The following is a 15,037-nucleotide window of genomic DNA, read 5'->3' on the forward strand; positions in this document are numbered from 1 at the left end:
CCCGCCGCAGAAGGTGCCGCCGGAGACCTTCGACAACGCGCTCAAGGCCTACTTCGACGGCAAGCCGCGCGACGCCGCGGGCCCGCTGTACGCGTGGCTCCAGGCCACGCCCCGCACGGATGACAACTACGCGTGGGGCCAGTACTTCCTCGCCCGCAGCCTCATCGACCTGGGCCTCACGCACGCGGGCGCGACGTACCTGGCGCGCATCGCGCGTGAGCGCTCCAACCCCAACGTGCTGCCGCGCGCGCTGGATGCGCTGAAGGGGCTGACGGACCGGCCGCACGACGAGGTGATGATCGACGAGCAGGTGTTCGGCGCGCTCGACCTGGGCTTCCTCCCGGACGAGACGGGCGCCTACGCGCACTACCAGCAGGGCCTGGTGGACCTGCGCGTGGGCAACGAGCGCTGGGCGAACACGCACTTCTCCAAGCTGCCGGAGACCAGCGCCGAAGCCAGCCGCGCGAAGTTCGCGCTGCTCGTCACCCGGCTCAAGCAGGTGAAGGATCCGCCGGAGGAGATGGTGAAGGACTTCCTCGGCCTGTCCCAGGACGAGAAGCTCACCCGCGAGGCGCGCAACGAGGCGGCGCTCGCGGTGGCCCGCCTGCGCTACGAGAAGAAGGACTTCACCGGCGCGCTGGACGCGTACGGCAAGGTGAAGCTGCCGGAGCTGGACCCCGGCCGCGCCAGCCTCTACCTGGAGGAGGCGTGGACCCGCTACAAGCTGGGCGAGCTGCGCGCGGCGCTGGGCATCCTCACCACGCTGGACGCGCCGTCCTTCCGCGATGAGTTCATGCCGGACAAGTACCTGCTGCGCGCGCTCATCTTCCGCGACCTGTGCCACTACCTGCCCGCCAAGCGCGCGGCGAAGGAGCTGACGCGCCGGTACGCGGACTCGCTGGAGTCCGTGCGCAACCGCGAGGACCTGAGCCAGGACGCCCGCCTGCGCCGCGCCGCCAACGCGCACGGCAACACCCAGCGCGCCGCGAAGTTCGTGTCGCTGCTGGACCTGGAGGGCGAGCGCCTGGGCCGCTACGCCGGCAGCTTCGGCGACCGTCTCTTCGGGCACCTGACGCGCGTCTATGACTTGTCCCACGCGGAGGCCGTGCGCGTGTACGACGCGCGGCTCCAGGACGCCGTGCGCCAGGAGGCGGACACGCTCCTGCGCGCCGCCGAGCAGGTGCGCCTCATGGAGTACGAGGTCGGCCTCAAGCTGTACGAGCGCGTGAAGAAGGGCGCGCAGGTGGTGGCGGCGCAAGAGGAAGAGCTGCTGTCGCCCGCGCAGGTCGCCTTCAAGTTCGACAACGAATACTGGAACGACGAGCTCAAGTCCTACCGGGTCCGCATCGAGAGCCGTTGCATCGAGGAAACCCCATGACCGGCCCGTTCACCGGCCTCATCACCGCCGCGCTGCTCGCGGCCGCGGCCCCCGGCCCTGGCCGTGTTGGGCCCAACACCAACCCCATCGTGTCCAAGGCGAAGGAGCGCGAGGAGCTCGTCGCCAAGCTGAAGCGCGACATCTTCAAGGTGGACCGCGCCATCGGCGAGACGGAGAAGCTCATCTCCAAGAGCCGCAACGCCCCCTACCTGCCGGACCTGCAGTTCCGGCTGGCGGAGCTCTACGTCGAGAAGAGCCGCTACGTGTACTACCTCCAGGCGGAGACCCGGCCGGAGGGCGCCACGGGCGCCATCGTCTCCCCGGAGACGCGCCTGATGAAGCAGAAGGCGGTGCAGATGTACTACCGCCTGCTGCGCGAGTACCCGGACTTCAAGGACGGGGACCAGGTGACGTTCTACCTGGCGCACGAGCAGCGCGAGCTGGGCCAGTTCGACGAGATGCTCAAGACGCTGGGGGACCTGACGCGCAAGTTCCCCAACAGCCCGCTGCGCCTGGAAGCCGAGCAGATCCTGGGTGACCACTTCTTCGACAAGGCGGACCTGGTCGAAGCGGAGAAGCACTACCAGGCCATCCTGGAGCTGCCGCCGTCGCCGGTGCACGACCTGGCCCGCTACAAGATGGGCTGGATCCGCGTGAACCAGGCCAAGCACGCGGAGGCCGTCACCTTCTTCGAGGCGGCGGCCGCCAGCGCGCCCCTGCCCGGCGTGGACGTGAAGAAGGCGCTCAACGTCAAGCGCGAGGCGCTGCTGGACCTGGTCTACAGCTACACGGAGGCCAAGCCGCCCAAGGGCGCGCTCAACTACTTCGAGAAGCTCAGCGACAGCCGCGCCACGTACGCGCTCGCGCTGGACAAGCTGGGCAACCGCTACTTCATCAAGCAGCAGTACGAGTGGGCCATCCCCACGCTGCGCAAGCTGATGGAAGTGCAGCCCGACCCGGAGATGGACCTGGAGCGCGGGCAGAAGCTGTACGACTCGCTCAAGGCCGCCAAGGGCAAGGTGATGCCGGAGCCAGAGGACATCCGCTTCCTCGTGCGCGCCGCGGTGCAGAGCAAGACGGACCCGGAGATGACGGAGTCCGACCGCAAGAAGCAGCTCGCGGAGACGGAGGAGATGGCGCGCGACCTGTCCACGCAGGTGCACCTGGCCGCGCAGAAGGCGGACTCGCGCGAGCTGTACGTGAAGGCCGCGGCCGCCTACCGCGAGTACCTGGGGCTGTTCCGGCCGGAGCAGTACGTGCGGCCCATCATGAAGAACCGCGCGGACGCGCTCTTCGCCGCCAAGGAGTTCCCGGAGGCCGCGCGCCAGTTCGAGGAGCTGGCCCGCTACGAGGACAAGGCCAAGGACAACAAGGCCGTGGACACCGCCATGTACGGCGCGCTCCTGGCCCACTTCTCCACGCTCAAGCCGGAGGAGGCGCAGAAGCGCAACGCCTTCGAGGTGGCCGACGCGCGGCAGGCGCTGAAGCTGCTGGGCGCTTCCTACGTGTCGCGCTACCCGCAGAGCCCGCATGTGCTGGACGTGAAGTTCAACATCGCGCGCGCCTACTACGAGGACGGCGAGTACCCGAAGGCGGCGGAGCTGTTCACCGCGTTCGCGCTGGCGCACCCGCAGTACAAGGACGCGCCGGTGGCGGGCAACCTGGCCCTGGACAGCCTCAGGCAGGTGAACGACTTCAAGAAGCTGGACGAGACGGGCCGCAAGTTCCTCGCGTCCTCGCTGCCGTCCAACTTCCGGGGTGAGGTGCAGAAGATCCTCACGCAGAGCAAGGCCGAGGCCCTGGACGAGCTGGCCCTGCAGAGCGCGCAGGAGACGGGCGACGTCATCGAAGGCCTGATGAAGGTCGCGGACGAGAACAAGAACAGCGACATCGGCGAGAAGGCGCTCTACGGCGCGTTCACCGCCGCGCGCGAGAAGCGCGACCTGCCGCGCGAGCGCGAGCTGGGCGCGAAGCTGGTGCAGTCCTACCCCAAGAGCCAGTACCTGTCGGACGTGCTCCTGACGCTGGGCCGGCACGCGGCGGAGGCGGCGGCCTTCAACGAGGCGGCCGGCTGGTTCGAACAGGTGGGCCAGAAGCTGACGGGCGACCTGGCGTCGGTGGACGGCTGGATGGCCGGCGCCCGCCTGCGCATCGCGCTGGGTGAGTACAAGGAAGCGTCCCGCAACCTGGAGACGGCGTCGGAGGCCGCGGGCGCGCGCAAGGGCGAGGTGCTGGCGCTGCTCGCCGAGACGCGCCTGAAGCAGAAGGACTACGCCCGCGCGAAGACGGCGGCGGAGACCGCGCTCAAGCTGGATAAGAACAACGTGGCCGCCGCGGCGGTGCTCGCGGAGGTGCAGGCCACCACCGCGCCCACCGCTCCGCCGGACGCGCTCATCTCCACCCTCACCGCCGCGGTGCAGGGCCCCAACGGCCAGACGGAGGAAGCGGCCAAGGGGCTCTGGTACCTGGGTGAGATTCTGTACCGCGGCTACAAGGACCTGCCGGCGGACAAGGTGGAGGAGAAGGTCGCCGCGCTCCAGGCCATGGAGGGCGTGTACACGCAAGCCGCGTCGCTCGGCTACCCGGAGTGGGCGGTGGCGTCGCTGTGGAAGATTGCCCTGGCGTACGGCCACATCGCGGACGTGGTGGACCAGACGCCGGTGCCCGGCGGGCTGTCCGCCGCGGAGACCAAGCAGTTCCAGGACGCGGTGAAGCAGCAGGTGGGGCCGCTCAAGGCCCGCTCCGACGAGGCCTTCAAGGCCTGCCTGTCCCGCGCGGAGTCGCTGGAGGTCTTCAACGCGGCGGTGGTGGGCTGCCGCAACCGCACGGACGTGGCCGCGCTGCCGGTTCCGCAGCCTGCCGCGCCCACGCAGCCCGCGGCGCTGGAGGACCTGCGCAAGAAGGCGGAGCGGGTGCTCACCGCGGAGGCGCTGGAGGCCCTGGGCATGGGCTACCTGGACGCGCACCAGTACGGCATGGCGCAGCTGACGTTCGGGCGCGTGACGGAGCTGCAGGACACGCGCGCGTCCGCGCACGCGGCGCTGGGCTGGGCCATGCTCAACCTGGGGGATGCCATGGGCGCCCGGGAGGCGTACGCCAAGGCGCTGGAGGCGGACCCCACCTACGACAAGGCCCGCCTCAACCTGGCCGCGCTGCGCTGCCGCTTCGGCGACACGGACGGCGCGCGCCGCGAGCTGGCCGTGCTCAAGGACATGGGCACGCTCAACGGTCCGGACGTGGACGCGGGATGGAAGGCATGCAAGTGAGCGCGCCCTTCCGCCGCATCGCCCCGGTGCTGTTCGCGCTCGTCGCCACCGCGTGTGGTGACGAGGGCGGCAAGCTGGAGGGCAGCGTGACGGAGCTCATCGACCTGCGCTACCAGCGCACGGAGGCGGCCCTGGCGGAGGGGACGCTGGCGGTGAGCTTCGTCAACACGCAGGGCAGCGGGCAGGACGTGGTGTTGAAGGTGAGCGCGCGGGTGGCGGACATGCTGCCGGACAACGAGTACGCGGGCTCGCTGGACATCGACCTGGCGCAGGCGCTGGACGACGGCTCGCAGCGGGGCAGCGTGGGCCGCAGCGTGCTGGATGAGCCGGTGCGTCCATTCCCGCCGCTCGTGCGCGGAAACCTCTTCGTGAAGTCCCTTCCGAAAAACACCGGGGACCGGGTGTCGGGCGAGTTCAGCGTCACGTTCACCAACGGCACCGACGTCTACTCCGGCCGGACCCTCTTCAGCCGTTTCGAGGCCATTGCTCCATGAAGCGCCACCTGCTCCTCAGCCTGTCCCTCCTGACCGCCGCCTGCGGCCCGAGCTACGGCATGCGCGTGCCGGACGCGCTGGTGAAGAAGCTGCCGTACGAGACGCGCATCGAGCTGCTGGAGGCGGAGAACGACCTGGCGCTGGCCATCGACCGCGTGGACGAGGCGGACAACGAGATCAACCGCGCGCGCGACAACATCCGCCGCGCGAAGAGCCGCCAGGAGGCCGCCGAGGACGAGGAGGACCGCGCGCAGGACGCGTCGTCCCGCGAGGTGGCGCAGCTGGCCATCGCGGAGTCCGAGGCCCGCGTGGAGTACCTGCGCGCGCACCAGCGCCTCAACGTGGGGCTGCGCGAGGTGGAAAAGCTGTCCCTGCGCTGCGCCTTCGCCCGCTTCGAGTTGGCGCGGCTGACGGCGGCGCGCAAGGCGAAGGTCCAGGGCAGTGAGCGCCTGGAGCCGAAGGATTTCGAGGAGCAGGTGTCCGAGTGCGAGGCCGCCGTGAAGGAAGAGCGCGCGAACCTCGGGGGGGACACGAAGGAAGCGCAGGCGGCGAAGGAGGCGTGGGAGGCGAAGAAGGCCGCCCTGGCCAAGAAGACCTTCGACGCGCGCGCCAGCCCGTACGTGGAGAACCTGTGATGACGAAAGCCGGAGTCCTTCTCCTCCAGTTGTTGACGGCCCAGGCTCCCGCTCCGGAGGCACCTCCGCCGGAGAAGCCCGCTGCGCGCGCGGACAAGCTCCCGGACGACCCGGACGCGCTCTACAAGCTGGGCACGGCCTTCCTGTCCCAGAACCAGGCGCGCCGCGCGGTGGCGCCGCTGACGAAGCTGGTCGGGCTCACGCCGGACGGCGTCCCGGCGAAGGTCGCGCTCGCGCGCGCGCTGCGGCTGTCCGGGGATGTGCCCAAGGCCAAGGCGGTGCTGGACGCGGCGCTCGCGGCCTTCCCGGAGGAGGCCACGCTGCGCTCGGAGCGCGGCCTGCTGGCGCGCATCCAGGACGACATGGATGTGGCCATCACGCAGTACTCCGTGGCCACGGAGCTCGCGCCCAAGGACGCGGAGCTGCGCTTCAACCTGGGCGAGGTGCTCCAGCGCGCGAACCGCACGGACGACGCCATCGAGGCGTACCGCGAGGCGCTGAAGCTGGACAGCGCGCTCCAGGTGGCGCGGGTGAACCTGGGCAAGGCGCTGGCGGAGAAGGGGCTGGCCGCGGAGGCGAAGGAGACGCTGCGCGAGGCCATCCGCCAGAAGGACAGCGACGCGGAGGCGCACTACAACCTGGGCGTCGTGCTGATGCGGGAGAACGACGTCACGGGCGCGTTCTCGGAGTACCAGGCGGCGCTCAAGGCGGATCCGAAGCACGCGCGCGCGCAGAACAACCTGGGCGTGGTGCTGGACGGCCAGGGCAACGCGCGCAAGGCGGCGGAGGCGTTCCAGAAGGCCATCACGTTGGATCCGAAGTACGCGGAGGCGCACTTCAACCTGGGGCTCGCGTGCTTCCAGCTGGGGGAGAACGCCCGGGCGACGAAGGCCTTCGAGAAGGCGCTGCTCCTGGAGCCCCGCCGCGCGAGCGGTCCGTACACGCAGCTGGGCCAGCTGTACCTGGCGCAGGGCAAGAAGACGCAGGCGGTGTCCGCGTTCCAGAAGGCCATCGAGAAGAGCGCCGACGACGGCAAGAAGACGACGGAGGCCTACCAGGGCCTGGCGCGCGCATATCTGGAATTGGGCAAGGTGGACGACGCGGTGGCCACGCTGAAGACGGCGGTGGAGGCCTTCCCGAATGAGCCCGGCGTGCGCGCGGGCTACGGCGACGCGCTCAAGGCCAAGGGCGACCTGGACGGCGCCATCGCGCAGTACCTGGCCTGCGTGAAGCTCCAGCCCACGGTGGACAACCGGCTGATGCTGGCGGAGGCGTACGCGAAGAAGCACGTGGGCGCCCAGGCGCGGCCCCTCTACGAGGCCGTGCTCCAGGAGGATCCGAAGCACCGCGCGGCGAAGCTGGGCCTGGCGGACCTGCTGCTCGCGATGGGCGACTACGCGGCGGCGGAGAAGCTGCTCACGCCTGCTCAGGGCGAGGAGGCGGAGACGGCGGCGCTGGCGCGGCTGGGCATCCTGCACTCGCGGCGCGGCCGGCCGGACCTGGCGGTGCCGGAGCTGGAGGCGGTGGTGGCGAAGGACCCCGCGCAGCTGGAGGCCCGCGCGGAGCTGGGCTTCCTGTACCTGCGCGGCGGTGACGAGACCAAGGCGCTCCAGGTGCTGAGCGACGTGCTGGCGGTGGAGCCTCGCAACTCGCTGGGCCTGCTGTACCTGGGACACACGCTGTACCGGCAGGGCAAGCTGCCGGAGGCGGAGAAGGCGTTCCGGGGTTCAGCGCAGGTGGACGCGGGCGCTGGAGAGCCGCACTTCGCGCTCGCGCAGCTGCTGGAGGCCACCAACCGCAAGGCCGAGGCGAAGAAGGAGTACGAGGCCGCGGTGCAGCTGCAGCCGGACCACGCGGACGCGAAGAGCGCGCTGCAGAAGCTGGCCGTGGACGTACCTTGAGGGTCCTCATGAGAAACCATCCGATGCGTGTGGGACTGGCCGCGGTGTTGCTGCTGGGGCCGGTGACGGCCGGCGCGGTGAGCCAGAAGCTTCGTTACAAGTTCGAGTCGGTGTCCGACCCGGTGACCACCGTGGTGGACGACAGCGGCAAGGGACACACGGGCACGGCGCAGGCCAGCAATGGCGGCGCCGTCACGGTGGAGACGCCGGGCTACGACGGCCAGGGCGTGCGCTTCCCTGCGGTCTGTGCCGGGACGGCGTGCGCGAAGGCCTTCATCAGCGCGGCGGACTCGGCGTCGCTCAACCCGGGCACGGCGCTGTTCTCCTTCGGGGCGCGCGTGCGGGTGACGCTCGCGGAGCTGAGCACGGACCACGGATCCAACCTGGTGCAGAAGGGGCTCTACAGCACGGCGCAGTGGAAGCTTCAGCTGGACGACGCGGTGGCGGGCAAGCCGAGCTGCGTGGTGCGCACCACCGGCGGCGCGGACGCCGTCATCGTCAAGGCATCCGTGGGCATCGCGGACGGCGCCTGGCACAAGGTGACGTGCCAGCGCACCAGCACCACGCTGACCATCCTCATCGACAACGTGGCCCGGGGCAGCGCGCTGCTCGCCAGCACCTACGACATCAACCCGGTGGGACAGCCCGTCGCCATCGGGGCCAAGAGCGCCGGGAACAACAACGACCAGTTCCACGGCGCCATCGACGAGGTGTACTTCAACCTGGATTGAGCCCGGGGCTATTCGCGGGAGCGCATGAGGGCCTCTGGCAGCGGAGGCCCCGTGGGCGTGGGCCGGGGTGACTCCGCGAGCGTCCGGCCGAAGCGGTAGCGCGCCTCCGCGTGGACGCCGAAGGACTCGCCTCCGGCGCTCGCCAGCAGCACGAGGTCGTCATCGGGACTGGCGCCCTCGGGCAGGCCCAGGGTCCAGGGCACCTCCCGCGTGTCTCCGTCCAGGACGATGGGCGACGTGGGACCTTCCCGGAGGACCGTTCGCGGCGGCACACGCAGGGATACCTCCACGGGCGCGGTGAAGCCCGGGCTCCGGTCCAGCCGCGCGACGAGCCGCACCGTGTCCGCGCTGGCGTCCACCACCCGCCAGGAGACGTGCAGCGGCGCGGGGATGCGCGCCGTGACGGGGAGCGCCGTGGGCCGTGGCGCCGGGCTGTCCGTGGCCGTGGCGCCGTCCTCGGTGCCTCGTGTGAGCACCGCGGTCGGCATCTCCGTGGCGTGCGTCTTCGCCGGAGCAACAGGCCGCGAGCCCTGACGCTCGCGCGACTCCACGTCCCACGTATCCATTCCGTACGCAGGGAGCGCCACCGACCGCGCGGACGCCAGGAGCGTCGGTGAGGATTCGTGGACCGGCTTCGCCTGCGCCTGAGGAGGTGGCTCGGAAGGCCTGGGCGATTTCTTGCGCCGCACGCGCTCCACTCCAGAAGCCATGCCGGCCGACAGCGCTCCGACGAGCGCCAGCGCCAGCACGGCCCCCGCCACGCGTTTGCGCATCACGGCCGTGGACCGCCGGCTTCTCTGCATCGGACGGGGAAGCTTCATGGGCACAGGGGCTCGTGGCTGGGGTACGGGAAGGCCGTGGCGGGTTCGGTGGCCGCGTCCACCCGGGTGCTCGGGAAGCCCTGGCACATCAGCGCGTCCAGGAAGTCCGCGAGACACGGTGAGGGCCTGCCCGTGTCCACCACGTCCGTGAGCGCGCCCTTCTCATCCCGCGTCCAGGTGTGCCGCGTGTAGCCGCGCGCCCAGGGCGACCGGTTCATCGCGGGCGCGGCGAGCGCGTCGTAGAGGTGCTGGCTCGACGGTGTACCGGTGGCCGTGCGGTAGAGGATGGCGGCCACCTCGTTCTCGTCCATGGGCTGGAGCAGGCCGTCTTCCGCGCGCGGTCGCGTCCAGGGGCTCACCGAGGAGGCTCGCGCGGACAGGTCCACCCAGAACAGCGTCCCGCCCTGCCGGTCGAAGTAGCGGGGGCTGCGGCGCGCGTCCGCGCTGAACCAGGTGGCCCAGCCCTCGCTCCACGCCTGTCCCGGGAAGGTGGGCACGCCCACGTAGTGCGGCCCGCCCTCCTCCGGACTGGTGCCCCGGCTGGCCATCACCCAGTGCCCCAATTCGTGCATCACCATCGCGTCCGACCACCACGCCGCATCCGAGTCCCCCGGCAGCCACACCTGCGCGTCCCAGCTCCGGCCCACCGCCGTCACCGGCCACGGCGCGAAGCACGCACCGCAGGACCAGGTCGTCCCGAAGCCCAGCCACGCCACGATGGGCAGGCCGTCGCGCCCGCCGTAGCGCTCACGCATCCGGCGCCAGGCCGTGCCCAGCACGTCGAACACCGCCGCCGCGCCGGAGCCCTCGGACTCGGCGAGGGTGAACGCGGGTTGTTCGGACAGCTCGCGCGTCGTGCGCGACCAACTCCAGATGCGGGCCGCGTCCCCCGGCACCGTCCTCACCGACTGCGCGCCCGGCAGCCCGGGGTCCGCCACCGCGTAGGCCACCGCGCCGTCCCGCCCCCGGCCGGCCGCGTACACGACGACGCGGTCGTCATCTCCCAGGGACGACGACACCTTCAGCGTGAAGCGGCCGGCGTCATCCGTCACCTGCGAGTCGAGCACCTTCGTGCCCTGGAACGACACGATGAGGAACCCGCGAGCAGGCACCGGCTCCACGTCCGGCGTCCACGCGCGGAACTCCGCATCCGGGAAGCGGCGCGCGTAGCGCACCGTGCCGCTCAACGTGGGCCCGGCCCTGCCACAGAAGCCACGGCCGGGCGCGGCCTCGCAAGCCACGTCGCAGGCCCGCGCGGCCCACCGGCCGTTCGTGCACACCTGCAAGGCCTTGGACTCCGTGCACCGCGAGACGCCGTCGACACACGCCGAGCCCGAGACACAGGCGACCTCCGGCGATTCGACACAGGCGGTGTCCTCCGCGCAGTCCTCCCGGTGCACGGCGCCATCCACACAGCGCTCCAGCACGCGAGGCCCCAGGCACCGTGACGGCGCGGGGAGCTGATCACACGCGAGCGCGGGCCGGACGGTCTCCTCGGGAAGGGACGTGACACAGGCCGCGCAGGCCGCGCCCTCGCAGTCCACGGCACAGGGCGTCAGCTCCGCCCCCGGGTCGCAACCCGCGAGCGCCAGCGCCACGAGCGCCCAGCACCACACCCAGACCCCGCGTCCCACCAAGAGGAAACCTCGTTCGAGCCAGCGGGCGCGAGGACACCACGCACGACTCGACGTCAGGCAGAGCCAGGAGGGCGACGGCCCCCCTGCTCGCCTGCCCTACCCGCCGCACAAAGCTGTCCGACTGTCGGACAGGTCCGGCCGACGAGCCAGCGAGTCATACAGCGACCATGTCCATGAACGAGGCGTCCAGCCGTCGCCGCTTCTTGTCCACGGTCGTCGTGCTGGGCGCTGCAAGCACCGCGAGCGCGGAGCGCAAGTCCAAGCCCGCGGAGGTGAACCCCACCGAGGACCTGATGCGCGAGCACGGCATCATCCGCCGCACGCTCCTGGTGTACGAGGAGATCGCTCGTCGCCTCGGCACTCCTGAAGAGAAGGCGCCCGTGGAGGTGCTCGCCCAGGCCACCCGGCTCATGCGCCGGTTTGGCGAGGACTACCACGAGAAGACAGAGGAGACGGAGGTGTTCCCCCGGCTGGTGAAGGCGGGCCAGCAGAAGGAGCTCGTTCAGGTGCTGCTCGAGCAACACGCCGCCGGGCGCAAGCTCACCGCGTCCATCCTCGCCGCGACCTCAGGCCGCGACGCCCTCACGCAACCCCAGCCAAGGGCCCTGGCCGCGCGGCAGCTCAACCTGTTCATCCGCATGTACGGGCCGCACGCCGCGCGTGAGGACACGGTCCTGTTCCCCGCCTTCCGCAACCTCTTCGACGAGAAGCAATTCAAGGAACTGGGCGAGCGCTTCGAAGCGCAGGAACACCGGCAGCTGGGGAGCGACGGCTTCGAGAACGCGCTCAAGGAGGTCGCTCAACTGGAGCGCGCGCTTGGCATCCACGAACTCGCCCGGTTCACGCCCCCGGAGAGGTAGTCTCCGTGCGCGCGAGGAACGCGGCCAACAGCGACCTGCGCTCCTCTTCGCCCAGCACCCCATCCAGCGCGGGGAACAGGTACGTCTCCTCGCGCAACGAGTGGTGGTGCTCCAGGTGCTTGAACGTGCTCTCCATGTCGAACACGCGAAGCACGGCTCGGCGGTAGTCCGGCGCGCTCGCGTCCAGCGCGTCCACGGCGTCCTGACACTTCGCCAGCAGCTCCCGCATGCGCTGGTGCTCGCCGGTGAAGAGCTCCGGCGCGGCGCCTCGGATCCTTCCGGCGCGAGGCAGCTCTGGCAGGAGCAGCGCCTCCTCCGCCTCCAGGTGCCGCGTCAGCTCTTCGCGATACCGCGACAGCCGCTCACGCGCGGCGGGCAGGTCCAGGCCCATCAGCGCCTCCTGGTGCAGGAGGAACAGCTCCTCCAGGTCGCGGTGGAGCGCTCCCAGGCTGACGAAGTCGGTGGGCGCGGCCATCAACGCCCTTCAGTGCACCTTGTCGTCGCGCACGTGGGCCTCGCGGACCACTCGCGGACGCGGCGTCACCATGCGGGCCACTCCGGAGTAGAGCTGATCCTCCGTGTAGACCTTGCGCACGCGGCGGTGCGACGCGCGCGGGTGGTAGGCCGGGCCCGGACGCTCCAGCCACTGCAGCACCCGCACCTCACCCGAGTGCGCCAGGTCCGCAAGCAGCGCCTCCGGGCACAGCTTCAGGTAGCGGCGCACCAGCGGCCTCAGCCGGCGCCCGAACTCCGCGCCCAGCTTCGCGTGGCGGCGGCCCGCGTGCAGCGTGCCGTCGAAGCGGAGCGAGATGTGGAAGAGCTCGTGCATCAGCGTCTCCAGCCGCGACTTCGCGGTGGAGCCCCGGAAGAAGAGGGGCCGGAGCGTGATGCAGTACAGGATGCGGCGGCCCCGGATGCGCACCACCGGCTTGCGCCGCCCCGCCTTGTCGACGCTTTTGCCCCCCTTGAAGCACAGGGGCTTCACCGTGCCTCGCGACGCGCGCCGGGCCTCACCCGCCACCACCAGGATGCGCCCCACCTTCACGTGGCTGAACTCGGGCATGCGCGCGGCGATGTCCCGGATGAGGGAGCGCAGGGTCCGGTTGAAGTTGGGACGTCGGGGAGCCACGGTTGGTGGACAGTCTAGCGGAAATCCCCTTGGGACCAGCCCCTGGCCTCCCCAGAATGTCCTTTGTGAATCGCTCGACCTGCCTGATGGCCCTGGTGTCCGCGCTGTTCGTCCTTGGCTCCGGGTGTGCCTCCGCCCCCGTCCGCTCCGGAGGGCCCCCTGCCCTGACGGCCCAGGAGACCGCCGTCGTCTCCCAGGGGCTCACCGACGCCTCCGTGCGCTACACCGGACAAATCACCGGCACCGCCAACGGCGTCGTGGAGCGGGCCGACTACGAGCTCGTCGCCGACGGGCAGGTGGTGAAGACGGGCTCCGCGAAGCTGGGGGTGCCGTTCGCGCCGGGGGCCCCCGCGGAGTTCTCCATCGAGGAGAAGTCCGCCTACGTGAAGAGCCCGGAGGACCTGGCCCGCCTGAGCGCCCAGGGCGGCACGGTGCTCATCGCGCTGCGCGGCACGCTGGTGGTGCGCTCCGGTGACAGCGAGGACACCCTGCCCTTCGCCGCCAGCCGCGCCGTGCGCGTGCCCCGGCTGCCGGAGGTCATCGTGGAGAGCCTGGACGCCGCCCGCTATTCGCCGGAGGAGGTGCAGATCAACCTGCGGCTGGGCGTGCGCAACCCGAACCCGTTCCCGCTGCGGCTGGACTCGCTGACCTACCAGGTCGCCATCGCGGACAAGCCCCTGGAGGAGGGCACCACCGCGCAGGCGGACTCGGTGGATGCGTCCGCCACGGGCGTGTACCCGGTGGAGGTGGCGGTGACGGCCCAGTCCTGGGGCCCGGGCGTCAAGGCGCTCATCGGGAAGGGCGTCCTGCCCTACAGCGTGAAGGGTGAGCTGAAGGGCCCCATGTTGCAGGTCCCCTACTTCCTCAAGGGTGACGTGAAGCTCAACGTGTCCCGCTAGACTGGGACGCACGCGTGCCCATCTACCTGCTGAGTGACGACGAGCCGGAGCTGTTCCCCCCGCCCTCCAAGGCGGACACGAGCGGCCTGCTCGCGGTGGGCGGGGACCTGCGCCCGGAGCGGCTGGTGGCCGCGTACTCGCAGGGCATCTTCCCCTGGTACAGCGAGGGGCAGCCCATCCTGTGGCACTCGCCGGACCCGCGCTTCGTGCTGGAGCCGGAGAAGATTCACGTGGGGCGTTCGCTGCGCAAGGTGATGAACCGGGGCACGTACACGGTGCGCTACGACACCGTGTTCGCGAAGGTCATCGACGCGTGCTCGCGCGTGCACCGGCCGGGGCAGGACGGCACCTGGATTACGGACGCGATGAAGCAGGCGTACATCCGGCTGCACGAGCTGGGGCTGGCGCACTCGGTGGAGGCGTGGGACGGCGAGGTGCTGGTGGGCGGGCTGTACGGCGTGTCGCTGGGCGCGGCCTACTTCGGGGAGAGCATGTTCGCGCTGGCGCCGGACGCGTCGAAGGTGGCGTTCGCCACGGCGGCGGAGCGCTTCAAGGGCTGGGGCTTCCAGCTCATCGACTGCCAGGTGGAGACAGAGCACCTGGAGCGCTTCGGCGCGGAGTCCTGGCCACGCAAGCGCTTCCTGGCGGCGCTCGGTCAGGCGTTGAAGGAGCCCACGCGCCGGGGGCCGTGGACGGAAGGCGCGGAGAAGTAGCGAGGCTCTACTCTTCAAAACCTTTGCTCGCTCAGCGCCTGCCCATTCGCGGAACCAACTGGCGCGATGACCGGCCGGTCATTGCGCCGCAAATGCCATGGACAATCCTAAGTCCCTCCCCTCGCACGAAGCCGATAGAGATGGGAGCCCGGGAGCGGCTCGATGAGACCTTGCGCTAGGATTTTTCTGAGAGCGGCCTCAACGTCCTCATGAGACCGCACTCCTCCAAAGGAAGCATTCTCCGCAGAAAAGGAATGGAGTCGCCAACCATCAAATCCACTCACTTTCCCCTCTGGCGTGAAGTCCACATCCACGCTGGAGGTCCCGTCTGAGAATCGGCATCCGATTCCATGGAAATCGAACTCCAGTCCCCCAGGCACGATACCTTTTCTAGGTATTGCCTTGCTCCTGCGTCCTGACAGCAGGCCTTCCTGCCCAAACGCGCGGGTAAGCGTTCAGGGGGCTTGGCGACCGCGAGCGTGAGATGGATTCAGGTTCCGGGCAGCAGCGATGGTGCGGGAGTGCCGTGGAGATGGGCTTCAAGGGACGCAGTGAGAGCGTCGAGCACGTTGC

General features: G+C 70.4%; 13 protein-coding genes and 1 pseudogene. 9 read left to right on the forward strand and 5 right to left on the reverse strand.

What is annotated here, in order from left to right; all coding sequences use genetic code 11:
• The 6 genes from D7W82_RS32410 to D7W82_RS32435 form a co-directional block, all read left to right on the forward strand.
• The coding region (locus D7W82_RS32410; protein ID WP_120622014.1) for a hypothetical protein at positions 1 to 1,378 on the forward strand (1,378 nt) is incomplete at its 5' end.
• A complete protein-coding gene (locus D7W82_RS32415; protein WP_120622015.1) occupies positions 1,375 to 4,644 on the forward strand; it encodes a tetratricopeptide repeat protein in 3,270 nt (1,089 codons plus the stop codon). The genes D7W82_RS32410 and D7W82_RS32415, both read left to right, overlap by 4 nt.
• Positions 4,635 to 5,138: a hypothetical protein gene (locus D7W82_RS32420; protein ID WP_233588069.1), complete on the forward strand. Its 504-nt coding sequence runs from the start codon at positions 4,635 to 4,637 to the stop codon at positions 5,136 to 5,138. Before D7W82_RS32415 ends, D7W82_RS32420 begins: the two co-directional genes overlap by 10 nt.
• Entirely contained in the window at positions 5,135 to 5,773 is a 639-nt protein-coding gene (locus tag D7W82_RS32425) for a hypothetical protein (protein ID WP_120622017.1), read from the forward strand. The genes D7W82_RS32420 and D7W82_RS32425 overlap by 4 nt, the downstream gene beginning before the upstream one ends.
• Positions 5,773 to 7,674 (forward strand): tetratricopeptide repeat protein, encoded by a 1,902-nt coding sequence (locus D7W82_RS32430; RefSeq protein WP_120622018.1) that lies wholly within the window; start codon positions 5,773 to 5,775, stop codon positions 7,672 to 7,674. The genes D7W82_RS32425 and D7W82_RS32430 overlap by 1 nt, the downstream gene beginning before the upstream one ends.
• A 23-nt stretch (positions 7,675 to 7,697) precedes the next feature.
• Positions 7,698 to 8,405 carry a laminin G domain-containing protein gene (locus D7W82_RS32435; protein ID WP_158617767.1) on the forward strand — a complete coding sequence of 236 codons (708 nt, stop codon included), beginning with the start codon at positions 7,698 to 7,700 and terminating at the stop codon, positions 8,403 to 8,405.
• 8 nt (positions 8,406 to 8,413) lie between these two features.
• Here the strand turns inward: D7W82_RS32435 and D7W82_RS32440 are convergent, their stop codons facing one another.
• Positions 8,414 to 9,181, reverse strand: a complete 768-nt coding sequence (locus D7W82_RS32440; protein WP_147439678.1) for a hypothetical protein — start codon at positions 9,179 to 9,181, stop codon at positions 8,414 to 8,416.
• 41 nt (positions 9,182 to 9,222) lie between these two features.
• Positions 9,223 to 10,860, reverse strand: a complete 1,638-nt coding sequence (locus D7W82_RS32445; protein ID WP_120622025.1) for a hypothetical protein — start codon at positions 10,858 to 10,860, stop codon at positions 9,223 to 9,225.
• 170 nt (positions 10,861 to 11,030) lie between these two features.
• Here D7W82_RS32445 and D7W82_RS32450 point away from each other — a divergent pair, with 170 nt between their 5' ends.
• The gene (locus D7W82_RS32450; RefSeq protein ID WP_199727889.1) at positions 11,031 to 11,723 is read left to right on the forward strand and encodes a hemerythrin domain-containing protein; all 693 of its coding nucleotides are present in this window, start codon (positions 11,031 to 11,033) and stop codon (positions 11,721 to 11,723) included.
• Here the strand turns inward: D7W82_RS32450 and D7W82_RS32455 are convergent.
• Together D7W82_RS32455 and D7W82_RS32460 are read right to left on the reverse strand one after the other, a co-directional pair.
• Positions 11,704 to 12,198: a hemerythrin domain-containing protein gene (locus D7W82_RS32455; protein WP_120622021.1), complete on the reverse strand. Its 495-nt coding sequence runs from the start codon at positions 12,196 to 12,198 to the stop codon at positions 11,704 to 11,706. The genes D7W82_RS32450 and D7W82_RS32455 overlap by 20 nt on opposite strands.
• 9 nt (positions 12,199 to 12,207) lie before the next feature.
• Positions 12,208 to 12,852 (reverse strand): hypothetical protein, encoded by a 645-nt coding sequence (locus tag D7W82_RS32460; protein WP_120622022.1) that lies wholly within the window; start codon positions 12,850 to 12,852, stop codon positions 12,208 to 12,210.
• Positions 12,853 to 12,908: 56 nt separating this feature from the next.
• Here D7W82_RS32460 and D7W82_RS32465 point away from each other — a divergent pair, with 56 nt between their 5' ends.
• Positions 12,909 to 13,751, forward strand: a complete 843-nt coding sequence (locus D7W82_RS32465; protein ID WP_199727891.1) for an LEA type 2 family protein — start codon at positions 12,909 to 12,911, stop codon at positions 13,749 to 13,751.
• A 14-nt stretch (positions 13,752 to 13,765) separates the two neighbouring features.
• Positions 13,766 to 14,464: a leucyl/phenylalanyl-tRNA--protein transferase gene (gene aat / locus D7W82_RS32470; RefSeq protein WP_120622024.1), complete on the forward strand. Its 699-nt coding sequence runs from the start codon at positions 13,766 to 13,768 to the stop codon at positions 14,462 to 14,464.
• A 107-nt stretch (positions 14,465 to 14,571) separates the two neighbouring features.
• On the opposite strand, the pseudogene D7W82_RS42655 reads toward aat, so the two are convergent.
• Positions 14,572 to 14,904 (reverse strand): annotated as a pseudogene (locus tag D7W82_RS42655) (hypothetical protein); the annotation flags it as partial.
• Positions 14,905 to 15,037: the final 133 nt, after the last annotated feature.

The sequence above is a fragment of the Corallococcus sp. CA049B genome (assembly GCF_003611685.1).
GTDB classification, from domain to species: Bacteria; Myxococcota; Myxococcia; order Myxococcales; family Myxococcaceae; genus Corallococcus; species Corallococcus coralloides.